Source organism: Paenibacillus cellulositrophicus (genome assembly GCF_009363095.1).
Taxonomy (GTDB): domain Bacteria; phylum Bacillota; class Bacilli; order Paenibacillales; family Paenibacillaceae; genus Paenibacillus_AQ; species Paenibacillus_AQ favisporus.
Window position 1 is genome coordinate 4,070,451 of record NZ_CP045295.1, and the last position, 13,753, is coordinate 4,084,203.

The 13,753-nt window shown below is 53.3% G+C and carries 15 protein-coding genes; 10 read left to right on the top strand and 5 right to left on the bottom strand.

Annotated features, from left to right (window positions below; translation table 11 throughout):
• Window positions 1–28: 28 nt before the first annotated feature.
• A complete protein-coding gene (locus tag GCU45_RS18200) occupies window positions 29–805 on the bottom strand; it encodes a gluconate 2-dehydrogenase subunit 3 family protein (protein ID WP_152399879.1) in 777 nt (258 codons plus the stop codon).
• 183 nt (window positions 806–988) lie between these two features.
• Here GCU45_RS18200 and GCU45_RS18205 point away from each other — a divergent pair, with 183 nt between their 5' ends.
• The 4 genes from GCU45_RS18205 (at window position 989) to GCU45_RS18220 (ending at window position 4,507) form a co-directional block, all read left to right on the top strand.
• Complete coding sequence (locus tag GCU45_RS18205; RefSeq protein ID WP_116233377.1) at window positions 989–1,375, top strand: c-type cytochrome; 387 nt, start codon at window positions 989–991, stop codon at window positions 1,373–1,375.
• A gap of 194 nt (window positions 1,376–1,569) precedes the next feature.
• Window positions 1,570–2,793, top strand: a complete 1,224-nt coding sequence (locus GCU45_RS18210; protein ID WP_089549633.1) for an ABC transporter substrate-binding protein — start codon at window positions 1,570–1,572, stop codon at window positions 2,791–2,793.
• A gap of 29 nt (window positions 2,794–2,822) precedes the next feature.
• A complete protein-coding gene (locus tag GCU45_RS18215) occupies window positions 2,823–3,689 on the top strand; it encodes a carbohydrate ABC transporter permease (RefSeq protein ID WP_089549634.1) in 867 nt (288 codons plus the stop codon).
• Window positions 3,689–4,507, top strand: a complete 819-nt coding sequence (locus tag GCU45_RS18220) for a carbohydrate ABC transporter permease (RefSeq protein ID WP_152399880.1) — start codon at window positions 3,689–3,691, stop codon at window positions 4,505–4,507. The genes GCU45_RS18215 and GCU45_RS18220 overlap by 1 nt, the downstream gene beginning before the upstream one ends.
• A 150-nt stretch (window positions 4,508–4,657) precedes the next feature.
• On the opposite strand, the gene GCU45_RS18225 is transcribed toward GCU45_RS18220, so the two are convergent.
• The gene (locus GCU45_RS18225; RefSeq protein ID WP_152399881.1) at window positions 4,658–5,284 is read right to left on the bottom strand and encodes a DedA family protein; all 627 of its coding nucleotides are present in this window, start codon (window positions 5,282–5,284) and stop codon (window positions 4,658–4,660) included.
• 351 nt (window positions 5,285–5,635) lie between these two features.
• A complete protein-coding gene (locus tag GCU45_RS18230; RefSeq protein WP_076171988.1) occupies window positions 5,636–5,764 on the bottom strand; it encodes a DUF4023 family protein in 129 nt (42 codons plus the stop codon).
• A gap of 268 nt (window positions 5,765–6,032) precedes the next feature.
• Between GCU45_RS18230 and GCU45_RS18235 the strand changes: the two genes are divergently transcribed.
• The 4 genes from GCU45_RS18235 to GCU45_RS18250 all read left to right on the top strand — a co-directional run bounded on the left by GCU45_RS18235 (window position 6,033) and on the right by GCU45_RS18250 (window position 9,915).
• Entirely contained in the window at window positions 6,033–6,992 is a 960-nt protein-coding gene (locus GCU45_RS18235; protein WP_089549636.1) for an ABC transporter permease, read from the top strand.
• The gene (locus tag GCU45_RS18240) at window positions 6,989–7,945 is read left to right on the top strand and encodes an iron chelate uptake ABC transporter family permease subunit (RefSeq protein WP_152399882.1); all 957 of its coding nucleotides are present in this window, start codon (window positions 6,989–6,991) and stop codon (window positions 7,943–7,945) included. The genes GCU45_RS18235 and GCU45_RS18240 overlap by 4 nt, the downstream gene beginning before the upstream one ends.
• Window positions 7,942–8,700: an iron ABC transporter ATP-binding protein gene (locus GCU45_RS18245; protein WP_152399883.1), complete on the top strand. Its 759-nt coding sequence runs from the start codon at window positions 7,942–7,944 to the stop codon at window positions 8,698–8,700. Before GCU45_RS18240 ends, GCU45_RS18245 begins: the two co-directional genes overlap by 4 nt.
• A gap of 237 nt (window positions 8,701–8,937) precedes the next feature.
• On the top strand, window positions 8,938–9,915 hold the full coding sequence (locus tag GCU45_RS18250; RefSeq protein ID WP_244364636.1) for a siderophore ABC transporter substrate-binding protein: 978 nt from the start codon (window positions 8,938–8,940) through the stop codon (window positions 9,913–9,915).
• A 103-nt stretch (window positions 9,916–10,018) separates the two neighbouring features.
• Here GCU45_RS18250 and GCU45_RS18255 read toward each other — a convergent pair whose 3' ends face one another.
• Together GCU45_RS18255 and GCU45_RS18260 are read right to left on the bottom strand one after the other, a co-directional pair.
• Window positions 10,019–10,357 (bottom strand): hypothetical protein, encoded by a 339-nt coding sequence (locus tag GCU45_RS18255; RefSeq protein ID WP_152399885.1) that lies wholly within the window; start codon window positions 10,355–10,357, stop codon window positions 10,019–10,021.
• Window positions 10,358–10,407: 50 nt separating this feature from the next.
• Window positions 10,408–10,983, bottom strand: a complete 576-nt coding sequence (locus GCU45_RS18260) for a hypothetical protein (protein ID WP_152399886.1) — start codon at window positions 10,981–10,983, stop codon at window positions 10,408–10,410.
• A gap of 195 nt (window positions 10,984–11,178) precedes the next feature.
• Between GCU45_RS18260 and GCU45_RS18265 the strand changes: the two genes are divergently transcribed.
• Both GCU45_RS18265 and GCU45_RS18270 read left to right on the top strand, forming a co-directional pair.
• A complete protein-coding gene (locus tag GCU45_RS18265) occupies window positions 11,179–12,339 on the top strand; it encodes a winged helix-turn-helix domain-containing protein (RefSeq protein ID WP_152399887.1) in 1,161 nt (386 codons plus the stop codon).
• Window positions 12,340–12,406: 67 nt separating this feature from the next.
• Window positions 12,407–13,720: an MFS transporter gene (locus tag GCU45_RS18270; protein WP_152399888.1), complete on the top strand. Its 1,314-nt coding sequence runs from the start codon at window positions 12,407–12,409 to the stop codon at window positions 13,718–13,720.
• Window positions 13,721–13,753 lie beyond the last annotated feature (33 nt).

The window sequence follows — 13,753 nt, forward strand, 5'->3', positions numbered from 1 at the left end:
ACTCTCCTTCTCTGTCAGCATGTAAAAATTAATGTGTGGCCAAATGGTCATGCAGGCTGAGCGGATTTGTTTTTGCAAAAGCGTCCTCACCGACAATTTTGGCATAGGACATCTGGTTGCCCGGATAGTTCCGCATCTTCCAGCCCTCCATGTTGACGTTGCCGCCATAGAGCGGGTCCGCATATACGCCTTCGAGCGTCATATTGCGAAGCAGATCGAAGAAGCTTTTGCCGGTGATGCCGTTAATCACTTCAATGTCACCTTTTTCGAGCGAAGTCAGAATGGCGTCTTTCTCTTCGTCGGCAAGGTCGGTAAACCCCTTTTGGTACTTTTTCTGGCTTGCATTGTCAATGGCGGTAAGCCCGAGCAGGAAGACCTCGTTACGGTTAATGCTCTGATAGTCGCCCTGTGTGGCTTCCCCTTTAACAAAAGGCCCCATGCGGTATTCGCGGGCGTTGAAGCCCCAGTGACCGGCTAACTGGTGGTCGATATAGTAAGCAACACCCAAATCGTTGGCTCCAGGACCGTTATCGTCCTTAGGAAAAATGCGCTCTGTCGCTGCCTGTGTAATTTGCAGCTGGCGCTGGTTGAAGTACATGGTCGCATGGTTATAATCTGCAGCAGGCTGCGTTCCGGTTTGCGGCGAAGTCGGCGCATTTGCAGCCGGCTTTTTCTTGTTGAAGCCGCCGGTAATGGCCCCGCCAATAACGCCACCGACGACCAGACCGCCGATCGCCGTCCCTGAATATTTCAGGAACTGGCGCCTGGACCCGCTTGGTGGTTGTTCCTTTTGTTGTTCTGCCATGGTTTCATTCCTCCTTGTGGGATATGTTCCCCTTTGCTGGGTATATTATGCACTTGCCATGCCAAGCCCAAAAAACCGCAAATACGAAAAATCATGATAATCCGCGTACATGAAAAGCTTATTGCTGGGGCATCGTAGCTGTATTGAGGCAAATTTGAAAAAGTTGAAGGGAGACACCTCCAAATGAAAAAATCGATCATTTTCCTGAGCCTGCTGCTCGTTCTTTCCCTGTCCGCCTGCGGTAAAAGCAGCGACAATAACAACAACCAGGGTGCAGCCAATAACAACGCCGGCACTACCGGGAATACGGGTACAACGACCGGGCAAACCGGCGGCAACGCAGCAGCCGGCAACGGGGAAGCGACCTTTAAAGCCAACTGTGTCAGCTGCCACGGCAACAATCTCGAAGGCGCCGTAGGACCGAACCTGCAAAAGGTCGGAGCCAAATACTCCGCGGACGAAATCGCCGGGATCGTATCGAACGGCCGCGGCGGCATGCCGGCTTTCAAAGGCCAACTGTCCGATGCTGACATTCAAGGCGTAGCCCAGTGGCTGGCTGCCAAAAAATAAGCTGCGCTTCGGCCCAGCCATGCAAAAAGCAGCCTTTCCGTCAGGGGGCTGCTTTTTTTACTTCGCCGGGAAGACGGCGCTGCATTCGCATGTTCGCCGCAGGCTTCATGCTTGGCGGCTTGTTTATTTTTCGACAAAATCGGGTAATTTTAGAGAAAATTCAACATCAAGAATTTCGATATGGGGGGTTTCGCATGAAAATGGGAAGAATCCTTCTGGCCTGCCTGCTGCTCGCGTCGATGCTGACGGCCTGCGGGAATAACGGGGAGAACGCCGGGAAGGTCAAGCTGGAGTTTTTTCAAAACAAGCCGGAGGCCAAAGGCTCCTTTGATAAGCTGGTGGCCAAGTTCAACGCTTCGCACCCCGGGATCCAGGTCACCCAGGTGAATCCGCCGGATGCCGAAACGGTCCTCAAGACAAGGGTCGTCAAGAACGACATTCCCGACGTCATCGGCATGGGGGCGACCGACACGTATTCGATCCTGGCGCAGAGCGATATTTTCGCCGATCTGACCCAGAGCAAGCTGGTCGAATCCATTGATCCGAACTACATAAAAATGCTCAAGGACGTAACGGGGCTGAGTAAAATTACCGGCATCCCTTACGCAACCAACGCCAACGGCATTATGTACAACAAGGACATCTTCAAGAAGCTGGGGCTGAGCGTTCCGAAAACGTGGGATGAGCTGATTGCGACTGCCCAAAAGGTGAAGGACAGCGGCATCATTCCGTTTTATTTTACATACAAGGACGACTGGCAGACGAATCTGCCGTTTAATGCGCTAGCACCCAACCTGGTCGGCATCGATTTCTTCAAGCAGCGCCGTGAGAATCAGGTGACCTTCCAAGAGAAGTTCCGTGAGGTGGCGGAGAAGCAGCTGAAGCTGCTCGATTACGGACATGGGGACAACTTCGGGAAAACGTACGCGGACGGCAACCGTGCTTTTGCACGCGGGGAATCGGCCATGTATATCCAGGGCAGCTGGGCCATTCCGGAAATCCGAAAATCGAACCCGAACGCGAATATCGGCTTCTTCCCGTTCCCGACCGGAAACGACCCGGACAAGAACAAGCTGATCTCCGGGGTGGACACGCTGCTGACCATCTCCGAGAGCACCAAGCATAAAAAAGAAGCGGAGGAATTCATCGCTTTTCTCCTCGAGCCGGACAACATCGGCCAGTACATCAAAGAGCAAACCGCGTTCTCGGCCGTCAAGGGCGTAACGCAGGACGACCCGGCGGTTGCCGAGCTGCAGCCTTATTTCAAGGCGGGCCGAGTCGTCGATTTTGCCGACCACTATATCCCGGCCGCCGTGCAGCTGAACTCGATCGTTCAGGGATTCCTGCAAAACCGGAATATCGACGCCTACCTGAAAACGCTCGATACCGAGTGGGACAAAGTCCAGAGCCGGAAATAACACCATGACCAAAAGAGGAGGATGAAGGGATGTCCAAACGACTTACGGCGTTTTATTGGATGACCGTGCCGGCGGTCGTACTGTTCTTCGTATTTATGACACTGCCTGCCCTGCAGGGCATTTACTATTCGTTCACGAACTGGAACGGGTTCGGGAAACATTACGACTTTATCGGGTTCCGCAACTACGCAAACCTCTTTACGGACAGCAATGTGGGGAACGCCTATCTGTTCACCTTCAAGTTCGCGATTGTCGTCACCATTCTGATCAATGTGCTCAGTCTGCTGATCGCCCTTGGCCTGAACGCGCGGATCAAGGCGCGCAACTTCTTCCGCGGCATTTACTTTCTGCCGAACATTTTGAGCGTGCTGATCGTCGGCTACATTTTCAACTATCTGTTCTCCAACGTCTTTACGATCTGGGGTCAGAATCTGGGCATCCATGCGTTCTCAACGAACATTCTGGGCAACGAAAATCTGGCCTGGATCGGGGTCGTCATCGTGGCGGTATGGCAGGGGATTGCGTTTAATACGATTCTGTATCTGGCGGGACTCCAGACCATCCCGGCTTCGCTGTATGAAGCTTCAAATTTGGACGGGGCCAGCCGTTGGCAGGAATTCTGGAGAATTACATTTCCGCTCATTTCCCCGTTTTTCACGATCAATATGGTGCTGGCGATGAAAAACTCGCTGATGGTCTTCGACCAGATCGTCGCCTTGACCAATGGCGGGCCCGGCCGGGCGACACAGTCCATTTCGCACCTGATCTACATCGGCGGGTTCCAGGGAGGCGAGTTCGCTTACCAGTCCGCCAACTCGGTCATTTATTTTATCGTCATTGCGATCATCTCCATCCTGCAGCTTAAATTTCTTCAAGGAAGGGAGAGCGATATGTAATGAGAACGAAAACGAACTGGGCCGTCATGATCCTGATTGCCCTGGGGACGCTGCTGATTTTGTTCCCGCTGTACATGACCTTGACCATTGCACTGAAAAATCCCGAGGAGATGACACGGTCGGTCTTCGCGATTCCGACGACGTTTCACTGGGAAAACTTCTCGAACGCGGTGAAAATGACCAATTTCTTCCGCGCATTCCGCAACAGTGCGCTCGTGACGATCTCGACGGTGGTGCTGACGCTGCTCACCAACTCGCTTGTGGCGTACGCCATCGCCCGGAATATGCACCGGAAGTTCTTCAAGGGGCTGTACTTCTATTTCATCAGCGCCATGTTCATTCCGTTCCCGATCATCATGCTGCCGATCGTCAAGCTGGCGTCGGCGCTGCATATGACCAATCTGGTCGGCCTGACGATTTTGCATACGGTTTATGCGCTGGCCTTTAACGTCTTCGTCTACGTCGGCTACATCCGCTCGATCCCGGCGGCGCTGGAAGAGGCCGCCACGGTGGACGGGGCGACGACGTGGGGCACGTTCTGGAGGATCATTTTCCCGCTGATGGCGCCGATCAACGCCACCGTCGGCATCCTGATCTGCCTGTCGACCTACAACGACTTCCTGCTCCCGCTGATCATCATCAGCGACCAGTCGAGCTATACGCTGCCGCTCGTGCAGTACATTTTCCAGGGACAGTTCAACACGGACTACAACCTGGCCTTCGCTTCGTATCTGATGGCGATGCTGCCGATGATCATCATCTACCTGTTCGCACAAAAATGGATCATCAACGGCGTGACACAGGGCGCCGTCAAATAAAACGTAAAGCGTTCGTTACAAGCCGCTCCCCGGGCAAGCACCAGGGGCGGCTTTTGACGTTCTAAACGATTGCCAGTGCTGCAAGCGTCCGGTCATCGCAGCCGCCGTCTGTCCCACAGCTGTTAGCTGCTCGTTCGTTTGCGCTTGGCCTTAGTCCTCCTGCCGAACTTCGGCTTTGATCCGAGGGGCTGCGGATTTTTTTCTCCGTTTCAGGTACACGACGAGAGCCAGGACCGCAGCAGCCACCAGGATAGCGGCAAGCGAATACTGGGAAATTAAATGCAGAAACTGCTCGATCTTCGAGCCGACCAGCCTGCCGATCATGACATAGACGATAACCCAGGCGAGTCCGCCAATGTAGTTATAGATAAAGAAGGTCCGTACATTGATCCGGAGCACGCCGGACACGTATCCGGTAAAATGCCGAAGACCAGGCACGAAGTAACAGATCAGAATGAGCTTGGTGCCGTACCGGTCGAACCAGCCGGTAATTTTGGCGATCCGGGCCGGGTTCAGGAGGACGTACTTGCCGTATTTTTCAAAGAAGGGCGTTCCCATACGATACCCAATAATATACGTCACCGTCGTGCCGACGATGGCGCCGATATACGAATACAAAATAATTTGCAGCAGGTGAAAGCTCCCCAGCGTTGACATATGGCCAGAGATGGCCATGGCCAGCTCTCCCGGGAAGGGAATCGCCAAAGATTCAGCGAAGAGGCCGCCAAACAGCACCATATACCCGTATTGTTCAAACAGATGGATGATCCACTCCATAGTTTCTCTCCTTACCGGCCCTCGCCGCCTGCAGTCAAATCCAACCTGAGGCCGATGCCGTCTCATGCTTTCGTCCATTCTAACGGAACGGCGGGTCATCCAGAAACTGTCTCTGGACTAGGATCAAACTGGACTTTGGTCTTGGAGATTGCAGAAACTTTGCGAAAATCCCTGAATAATAAGAAAAACGCCTATCGACGTACCTTCAAAGTAGACAGACCGCGGTTAGAGGTTGTTTTTCTTACGATATAAGGAGGAGCACTCTCTGGAGCTTATACTTTCTTATATCTTCAAATAAAAAGAGCACTTCCCCTTCGGTCGAAAGGGAAATGCCTTTTTAAGGTTTACTGGTTATTTCTTCGTGCCATGCTGCTTGGTCGGAAGCTTTGCGCTGGCTCCTTTGCTGATGCCATCCTTGTGTTTGCGGGCTTTTTCCTGGGTATCGTGGAGCTTCTCCACATACTCATGCGTGCTGTCCATGGCTGTACAACCTCCTTGTATTTGCAGTCGGCATTCCCTGTTACTATGACCACTCCGGGCGGCCTGCATTCATCTTGCGGGAGGAAGGCAGAAGAATAAAAATACCCAGAAACGTTTGACAAAAACCGGTCAGCTGTTAGAATAATAACTAAGTCAGTTAATTGAGAATGAATATCATTATTAATTAGATCGAAAGTGACATATGCTTTTTCGGAATATTTTCATTATTTTCAATGACTGGCCAGACTATAGAAAGCGTTGGATAGCCATGAAAAACACTTACCTGTGGACGCTGTGGATCCTGCTTATCGTATTCTCAGCCGCTTCTTTGTTTATCGGGGTGAAGGATATCTCCCCGCTGGATCTGTTTCATCTCACAGCCGAACAGAAGCAGGTGCTCTGGATCAGCCGACTGCCGCGCCTGATCAGCATTATCATCGCCGGCACGAGCATGAGCATTATCGGCCTGATCATGCAGCAGCTGACGAGAAACAAGTTCGTGTCGCCGACGACGGCCGGAACGATGGATTCGGCAAGGTTCGGCATTTTGGTGGCCCTCATGGTGTTTGGTAACGCGGCGCCGCTGGTGAAAATGCTGGTGGCCTTCGTTTTTGCCCTGCTGGGAACGATGATCTTCATGCGGATCCTGGATAAGGTCAAATACAAGGATGCGATTTTTATTCCGCTTGTCGGACTCATGTTCGGCAACATTGTCAGCTCGGTCACGACGTTTTTTGCCTATAAAAACGATCTGATCCAGAACATGTCCTCCTGGCTGCAGGGCGACTTTTCCATGATCCTCAAGGGCCGCTACGAGATGCTGTACATCAGCATTCCGCTCCTGATCATCGCCTATCTGTTCGCGAACCGCTTTACGATTGCGGGCATGGGGGAGGAGTTCGCGGTAAACCTGGGGCTTAACTATAAAGCCGTCGTCAACATCGGACTGGTCATCGTTGCCGCTATTTCATCGGTCGTGATTTTAACCGTGGGGATGATTCCTTTTCTGGGCCTGGTCGTTCCGAACATCGTCACGATGTATCTGGGGGACCATCTGAAGAAAAGCCTGCTACATACTGCACTGCTGGGAGCCGTGTTCGTGCTGTTCTGTGACATTCTGGGCCGGGTCATCATCTTTCCGTATGAAATCTCCATCGGCGTCACCGTCGGGGTGATTGGCAGCGCGATCTTTATCTATTTACTGCTGAGAAGAAGGGCTTATACATGAGCAAATCCAACCTGACCAAGCTGATCGTTCTAACCGTCATCGCACTTGTCCTGATTGCTGTCTTTATGGTGATCCAGTCCGGGGGCAACTGGGACTATATCCTTCCGCGCAGGGGGAAAAAAGTGCTGGCCATGGTCCTGACCGGCGGAGCGATCGCCTTCTCGACGGTCGTGTTCCAGACGATTACCAACAACCGCATTTTGACGCCGAGCATTATGGGGCTGGATTCCCTTTATATGCTGTTTCAGACCTTCATGGTCTATGTTTTCGGCTCGATCAGCCTGACGGCGATGGGCAAAAACGTGAATTTTCTCATCTCCGTCGCTATGATGGCCGTGTTCTCGGTGGTGTTCTACAAGCTCCTGTTCAAAAGGGAAGGGCAAAACATTTATTTTCTGCTTCTGCTCGGTCTGATCTTCGGCACATTGTTTCAGAGCCTGTCCTCCTTTATGGAGGTGCTCATTGATCCGAACGAGTTCCAAATCGTCCAGGACAAAATGTTTGCCAGCTTCAACAACGTCAATACGGATCTGCTGCTGGTGTCGGCGGCCGGGATCGTGCTGGTGACCGCCTATTTTACGCGTTATACCAAGTATCTCGATGTTATTGCTATGGGAAGGGATCACGCTGTCAATCTGGGCGTCGATTACGACCGTGTTGTAAAAAGGCTGCTCATTGTGGTGGCGGTGCTCATTTCCATCGCGACGGCGCTCGTCGGGCCAATCACCTTCCTGGGGCTGCTCGTGGCCAACGTGGCCTATCAGCTGATGCGGACCTACCGGCACACGCTGCTGATTCCGGCTGCGGTGCTGATCAGCATCGTCGCCCTTGTAGGCGGGCAGCTGCTGGTGGAGCGGGTGTTTACTTTCTCCACGACGCTGAGCGTCATCATCAATCTGGTCGGCGGCGTGTACTTTATCTATCTTTTGCTAAAGGGGAGTAAATCATCGTGATCGAGGTTAAAGGGGTTTCCAAACAATATGGCGGCAAAACAGTGGTCGACAACGTCTCGGTGAACATCGCCAAAGGGAAAATCACCTCCTTTATCGGTGCCAACGGGGCGGGCAAAAGCACGCTTCTCTCCATGATCAGCCGCCTCATTTCCTGTTACGGCGGTGAAATCCTGATCGAAGGGGAGCGGGTGGACCGCTGCAAGAGCAGCGAACTCGCCAAGAAGATCTCGATTCTGAAGCAGTCCAATCATATTAACGTCCGCTTGACGGTTAAGGAACTGGTAAGCTTCGGCCGGTTTCCTTACTCGCAGGGCCGGCTGAAGCCGGAGGACTGGAAATACGTCCAGGAAGCCATCGATTATATGGAGCTCGGCGATCTGCAGGACCAGTACCTGGACCGGCTGAGCGGAGGGCAGCAGCAGCGGGCCTTTATCGCGATGGTCATTGCCCAGAACACCGACTATGTGCTGCTGGATGAACCGCTGAACAACCTGGACATGAAGCACTCGGTGCAGATCATGAAGGTGCTGCGGCGGATGGTGGATGAGCTGGGCAAGACGGTCATTATCGTCATTCATGACATCAATTTTGCCTCCGTCTATTCGGACGACATCGTCGCGCTGAAGAACGGCAGAGTCGTGAAGGAAGGAACGGCGGACGAGATCATCGATACGCCGGTGCTGAAGCAGGTCTACGGGATGGATATCCCCATTGAGAACATTAACAACAACAAAATTTGCGTTTATTTTAACTGAAGCCTGAGGCCCGGGAGAGGTAAGAAGCAGCTTGTTTCAACAATAAAATTCTCCCTGAGTTGATTCGGGCCAGGTGAAGAGATCATGTGCAGTGCTAACCAAGGGAAATTATATGCGTGGACTCATCCCAGCCAGGCGCCGGCGGGTAGTTCATCACATAATTTTATACATTTACGGCTTGGTTCAAGCCGAAAACCAAATCAGAACATGGGGTGGATGAAGTTGAAAACAAGAAAGATGATGCTGTTCGTCATCACGGCCGTATTGGTCGTCGTGCTGGCGGCATGCGGCAATAAAAATACGGCAGAACCTGCGAAAGAGGCGTCTGCTGAACCAACCAACACTTCGGCGGCTTCCGGTTCCGAGGAGCTGACGATTAAGCATAAGCTTGGCGAGACAAAGGTCAAAAAAAATCCGCAGAAGGTCGTCGTGTTCGACTTTGGCATTCTGGATACATTGGATAAATTGGGCGTTCAGGTCACCGGGGTTCCGCAGGCGAACATTCCCCCGTACCTGTCCAAATACGCCGACAAGGATGCATACAGCAACGTGGGGAGTCTGAAAGAGCCGGACTTTGAAAAAATCAACGCGCTGAGCCCGGACCTGATTATTATCTCGGGCCGCCAATCCGAAGCTTACGAGGAGCTCAGCAAGATCGCGCCGACGGTCTACCTGGGCCTGGATACGGCGCGGTACATGGAATCGTTTAAGGAGAATATGAACACCGTCGGCCAGATCTTCGGCAAAGAAGACGAGATCCAAACGGAGCTGGACCATGTCGACAAGACGATCGCGGAAATTCACGATAAAGCCGCTGCTTCGGGCAAAAACGCCCTGATCGTGCTGGCGAACGAAGGCAAGCTGAGCGCTTACGGCGCGGGCTCCCGCTTCGGCCTGATCCACGATGTGCTGGGCTTTACGCCGGTGGATGCAAACATTGAAGCTTCTACGCACGGTCAAAGCGTCACATCCGAATACGTAGCCGAGAAGAATCCGGACTACCTGTTCGTCGTGGACCGCGGCGCGGCTGTGGCCGGAGAAGGCGGAGAATCCGTGTCCGCCAAGCAGACGGTGGAGAACGATCTGATCAAAAATACGAAAGCCTTCAAAGAAGGGCACATCGTCTATCTTGACCCGAACTACTGGTACCTCTCCGGCGGCGGACTGCTGTCGGTACAGGAGATGGTCAAGGAAGTCGGAGCAAGCATTCAGTAGTTAGGCAAAGAGTGCGCGGCCGTTGAGGCGCGTTACTTCCCGGAGCTGTCGCGGAGGTCCGTAAGGACGCCGCGGCGGTTTTTTGCGTTTCTTCTCTGCCCCCTTATCGCTGCGGTTCCGCCAGCATCAGGAAGTAGGTGACCAGATAAGCGCAAGAGGTTGCTCCAAACCATGCAAATATGCCCGGGGTCATCGCGAGGTACAAACTAATGGGCAGGGACCAAAGAAAAGCGATCAGCATAAGCGCTTTAAGGCGAAACCATGCAGATACGATCGCAAGGGCAGCCGGCACGCACAGCGTAAAGAAGGTGATTTGAAGGGGGCGGGTTTCGAGGCTGGATGAATACGGATTGAAAAAGCCCAGCATCATCCAAAGCAGGATGGTGGCTGTACCGGCAATCGTTGCGAGCAGAGCTGCCGGGCGTCTGAGTTGACGTATCATCGATAAAACACCTCTTTCGTCACCTTAATGAATCGGGTTGACCCCGACATCTACTTATCTATCGGTTCCTTTTCTTCCCCATCTTGGCCGCTCCTTCCGCCAGAACCGGGGGTTACCTCCAATTCAGAAAAGGGCGACTGGTGGACCATAAAGAAGAAACGGGAATGCCCCATAACGGACAGCTCTTGAGCTTCGTTATTCCCTTTTACGGTCATGCTGGTAATCTTCGGGTCAAACACTTTTCCGGCAAGAATATTCACATTACGCCCCTTCGCGGGTTGAACGGTAAAGCCCCCGGTCATATAAGGAGTATCCTCTCCTTGAAAGTTCCGATAGGGGGACAACCGGTACCACTGATACCCGCGGGACCCCTCGTTCACCCCACCCACTCCGAAGGCGCCGTATTTTTCGTAAAAGATGAGCTCTTCCCCGTCGACCGTAATGGTCGTGAGTACGTCGGACAGTTCAACCTGCTCTTCATGAAGGCCATATTCTACGGCCTGTTCAGCACTGTGAAACCATGGAGAGCCGGGCGACGCCGACGTTGCACGGCTGCAGCCTATCAACAGACAGATGACATATAACACAACCGGTACCATGACCAGTCTGGTTTGAATTTTGATCACGGCTGTACCTCCTTCTCATACCTCAAAACCCAACGTCCTTTACTCTTAAACGTTAATCTGTGATAAAAGTTGGCTGATGGCATCATTTCACCACCCGACCTCCATCCTATTGTGCGGCAAATCGGGAATATGCTTAAATAACAGAAAGGGTTAAAAACGGTCGCCAACATGCGCGGTTGAAGAAAGGGGGCGAGGATGGTGGCCCAGCTGGATTTTGATCCAAGCGGATATACGGTCAGTTACCAGGAGGAGCGCATTTCGCTGCTTGCCAAAGAGTATGCGCTGCTGCAATTTTTATACAGCCATCGCGGTCAGGCTTTTAGCCGGGAACAGCTGCTGGACCGGGTATGGCCGATGGAATATCCAGTGGAGCGGACGGTGGACGACCACATTTACCGTCTGCGTAAGAAGCTGCGTCCTTGGAGTAACCGGGTCTTTCTGAACACGGTGCGCGGCTATGGCTACAGCCTGACGGTCAAAGAGCCGGATCTCCGCAATCCGTCGATGCAGGATACCGAGCTGCAGGCCCAAATGCGGCAGCTGATGAACAAGTACCTCATGTACGGTCAATGCAAATCGATGATTACGCTGGCGAGCCAGCAGGATCTGCTCGGGTTTGAGCTGCCCCCGTCCCACCTGATTTTTATTCGGTACGCGCAGGCGGATATCCACTGGTTTTTAACGGATACCGAATTCCCGCTGTCGAGCAAGCTGTATTATTTGCTGCATTTTTACTTGTACTTTTATCATGAACAGGGAAAATGCCTGGATTATTTCGAGCGAACCATGGCCGCCAACATTGGTCCGGAGGATCATCAGCGGGAGCTGAGGATTTTAAATATTATCGGGCTGTATACCGACAACGGCCGGCCCGAAGAGGATCTGTCCAAGGTTGAGGCGGCATACGAGGCCGTTCGTGAAGCGGGGGGAGATCTGGATATTTTCAATGTCCATATCAAAATGGCGGAGATGTACGTCCACCTGGGTGCAGACAACCTGCCCGAAGCCGAACGCTGCGCGGGCGAAGTCGAACGGATGCTGGAGGAAACCCCGTATTTGCGGGAAATTTGCTTTTATCACGGGCTTAAAGGCCGGTTGCTGCTCCGGCAGGGGAAACGCGCCGAGGCCGCGGCTGCCCTGAACTACGGCATTGAGGTTGGAGAGATGACGCACAACGTGCCGCTGATCGTCGGATCGATCCGGGAAACGCTGGTTTTTCTGGAGCACAACGTGCAGGATCCACAGCTTCATCGCCAGTTTGCCGCGAAATACGCCGAATATAACCGGAAGTATCAACTGGAAGCCAATAAAGTGCCGATCGAAGAAAAAATCGAAAGCATCCTGGGTGCTGTCTGATATTCCTCTGATATTCCTTCGTTACAGTGAGAGTACGCCATATTCTGACTGAACGGAGGAATTTTTCATGTCTACCCTTGTTACTGAGCCGCAGCCCCCCGCAAAATCGGTGTGGGCCAATCGCATCTATGCCAAAATGTTTACGGCTTACGCCATCTCGTCGTTCGGTGAATGGTTCGACGCCTTCGCGATCCAGGTTCTGGTCGCCTACCGCTGGCAGGCCGATCCCTTAATGATTGCGCTGATCCCGGTCATGATGGCCCTGCCGGGCATCCTTCTCGGGTCGCTCGCAGGGGTGGTCGCCGACCGTTGGAAAAAGGTCAACCTGATGCTGATCGCCGATGCGGCCGAGACCGTTCTAACGGTCCTGCTGCTGTTTGCTCCCGGCATGCACTGGCTGCTGCCGCTATTGGCGCTGCGTGCCGCTATGGGCGTATTCCGCGTCCCGTCCCATCAGGCGCTGACACGCCAGGTGGTCCATGAGGATCAGCTGCTGAAGGCGACTTCCTACAACGGTCTGGTCAACCAGTTCTCCAAAATCGCCGGTCCGCTGCTGGGTGCGGTCGTCCTGACGGTGCTATCCCCGCAGCTGTGCATTCTGATGAATGCCGTAACCCGGTTAATCTCCTGCCTGCTGCTGTTTACGCTGCGCCGTATCGAGGCAAATCATACGGCTCCTCAGGCGGACATGAATCCGGGTGAAAATGCTGGTCCGAAGCACGGACAAGGCTTCATCGAACAATGGAAGCAGGGATGGGCGGTGCTGCTGCAGCGCCGGATTCTGCTCACCACGCTGATCGTAAATATGACGGTCATCCTCATTATTCTTATGATTGATTTCCAATTTCCTACGCTCTACAGAGAGATTGCGCCGGATAACGAATCTCTTCTGGGCTGGATGGTCTCCTCAACCGGCGTGGGTGCCGTAGCCACGATCATGATCTTGAACCGCCGGAACCGGATCGGTTACGGCACCGGAATCGGTGGTGGCATCGTCCTGGTAGGCGCTGCGATCGGAGCGATGGGGCTGCTGAGACCCGGTTCTCCGGAGATCTGGAGCATCGTGCTGGGCCTCGTCATCGGGATCGGCAACGGGCTGTTTATGGTGACGAACAATTACGCGCTGCAAAAAGAAACGCCGGAAGGGATGACCGGACGGATATTCGGCATTCAGAACATGATGTCCAGTACGATTATGATCGCAGCTCCATTGGCCGGTGGTTTGCTGATCAAAGGATTTGGCGTGGGAGAGGTGTTCTGCGTCCTAGGCCTGCTCGTTCTTGTTTTTGGCCTCATCTGCCTTTTTCTGCAGCGGATACTCTGGCCGACGGACGCCAAGAAACGCGCCCATGAAGAACCCCTGCGGCAGGTATCCGGGTAGACGGTGCTGCCTTGATCCTGTGCAGTCCGGATA

Coding starts and splice junctions, on each gene's coding strand:
- GCU45_RS18250 (WP_244364636.1), top strand. CDS start 8,938: ATGATGCTGTTCGTCATCACGGCCGTATTGGTCGTCGTGCTGGCGGCA.
- GCU45_RS18215 (WP_089549634.1), top strand. CDS start 2,823: ATGTCCAAACGACTTACGGCGTTTTATTGGATGACCGTGCCGGCGGTC.
- GCU45_RS18240 (WP_152399882.1), top strand. CDS start 6,989: ATGAGCAAATCCAACCTGACCAAGCTGATCGTTCTAACCGTCATCGCA.
- GCU45_RS18205 (WP_116233377.1), top strand. CDS start 989: ATGAAAAAATCGATCATTTTCCTGAGCCTGCTGCTCGTTCTTTCCCTG.
- GCU45_RS18220 (WP_152399880.1), top strand. CDS start 3,689: ATGAGAACGAAAACGAACTGGGCCGTCATGATCCTGATTGCCCTGGGG.
- GCU45_RS18200 (WP_152399879.1), bottom strand. CDS start 805: ATGGCAGAACAACAAAAGGAACAACCACCAAGCGGGTCCAGGCGCCAG.
- GCU45_RS18210 (WP_089549633.1), top strand. CDS start 1,570: ATGAAAATGGGAAGAATCCTTCTGGCCTGCCTGCTGCTCGCGTCGATG.
- GCU45_RS18270 (WP_152399888.1), top strand. CDS start 12,407: ATGTCTACCCTTGTTACTGAGCCGCAGCCCCCCGCAAAATCGGTGTGG.
- GCU45_RS18255 (WP_152399885.1), bottom strand. CDS start 10,357: ATGATACGTCAACTCAGACGCCCGGCAGCTCTGCTCGCAACGATTGCC.
- GCU45_RS18230 (WP_076171988.1), bottom strand. CDS start 5,764: ATGGACAGCACGCATGAGTATGTGGAGAAGCTCCACGATACCCAGGAA.
- GCU45_RS18265 (WP_152399887.1), top strand. CDS start 11,179: ATGGTGGCCCAGCTGGATTTTGATCCAAGCGGATATACGGTCAGTTAC.
- GCU45_RS18235 (WP_089549636.1), top strand. CDS start 6,033: ATGAAAAACACTTACCTGTGGACGCTGTGGATCCTGCTTATCGTATTC.
- GCU45_RS18225 (WP_152399881.1), bottom strand. CDS start 5,284: ATGGAGTGGATCATCCATCTGTTTGAACAATACGGGTATATGGTGCTG.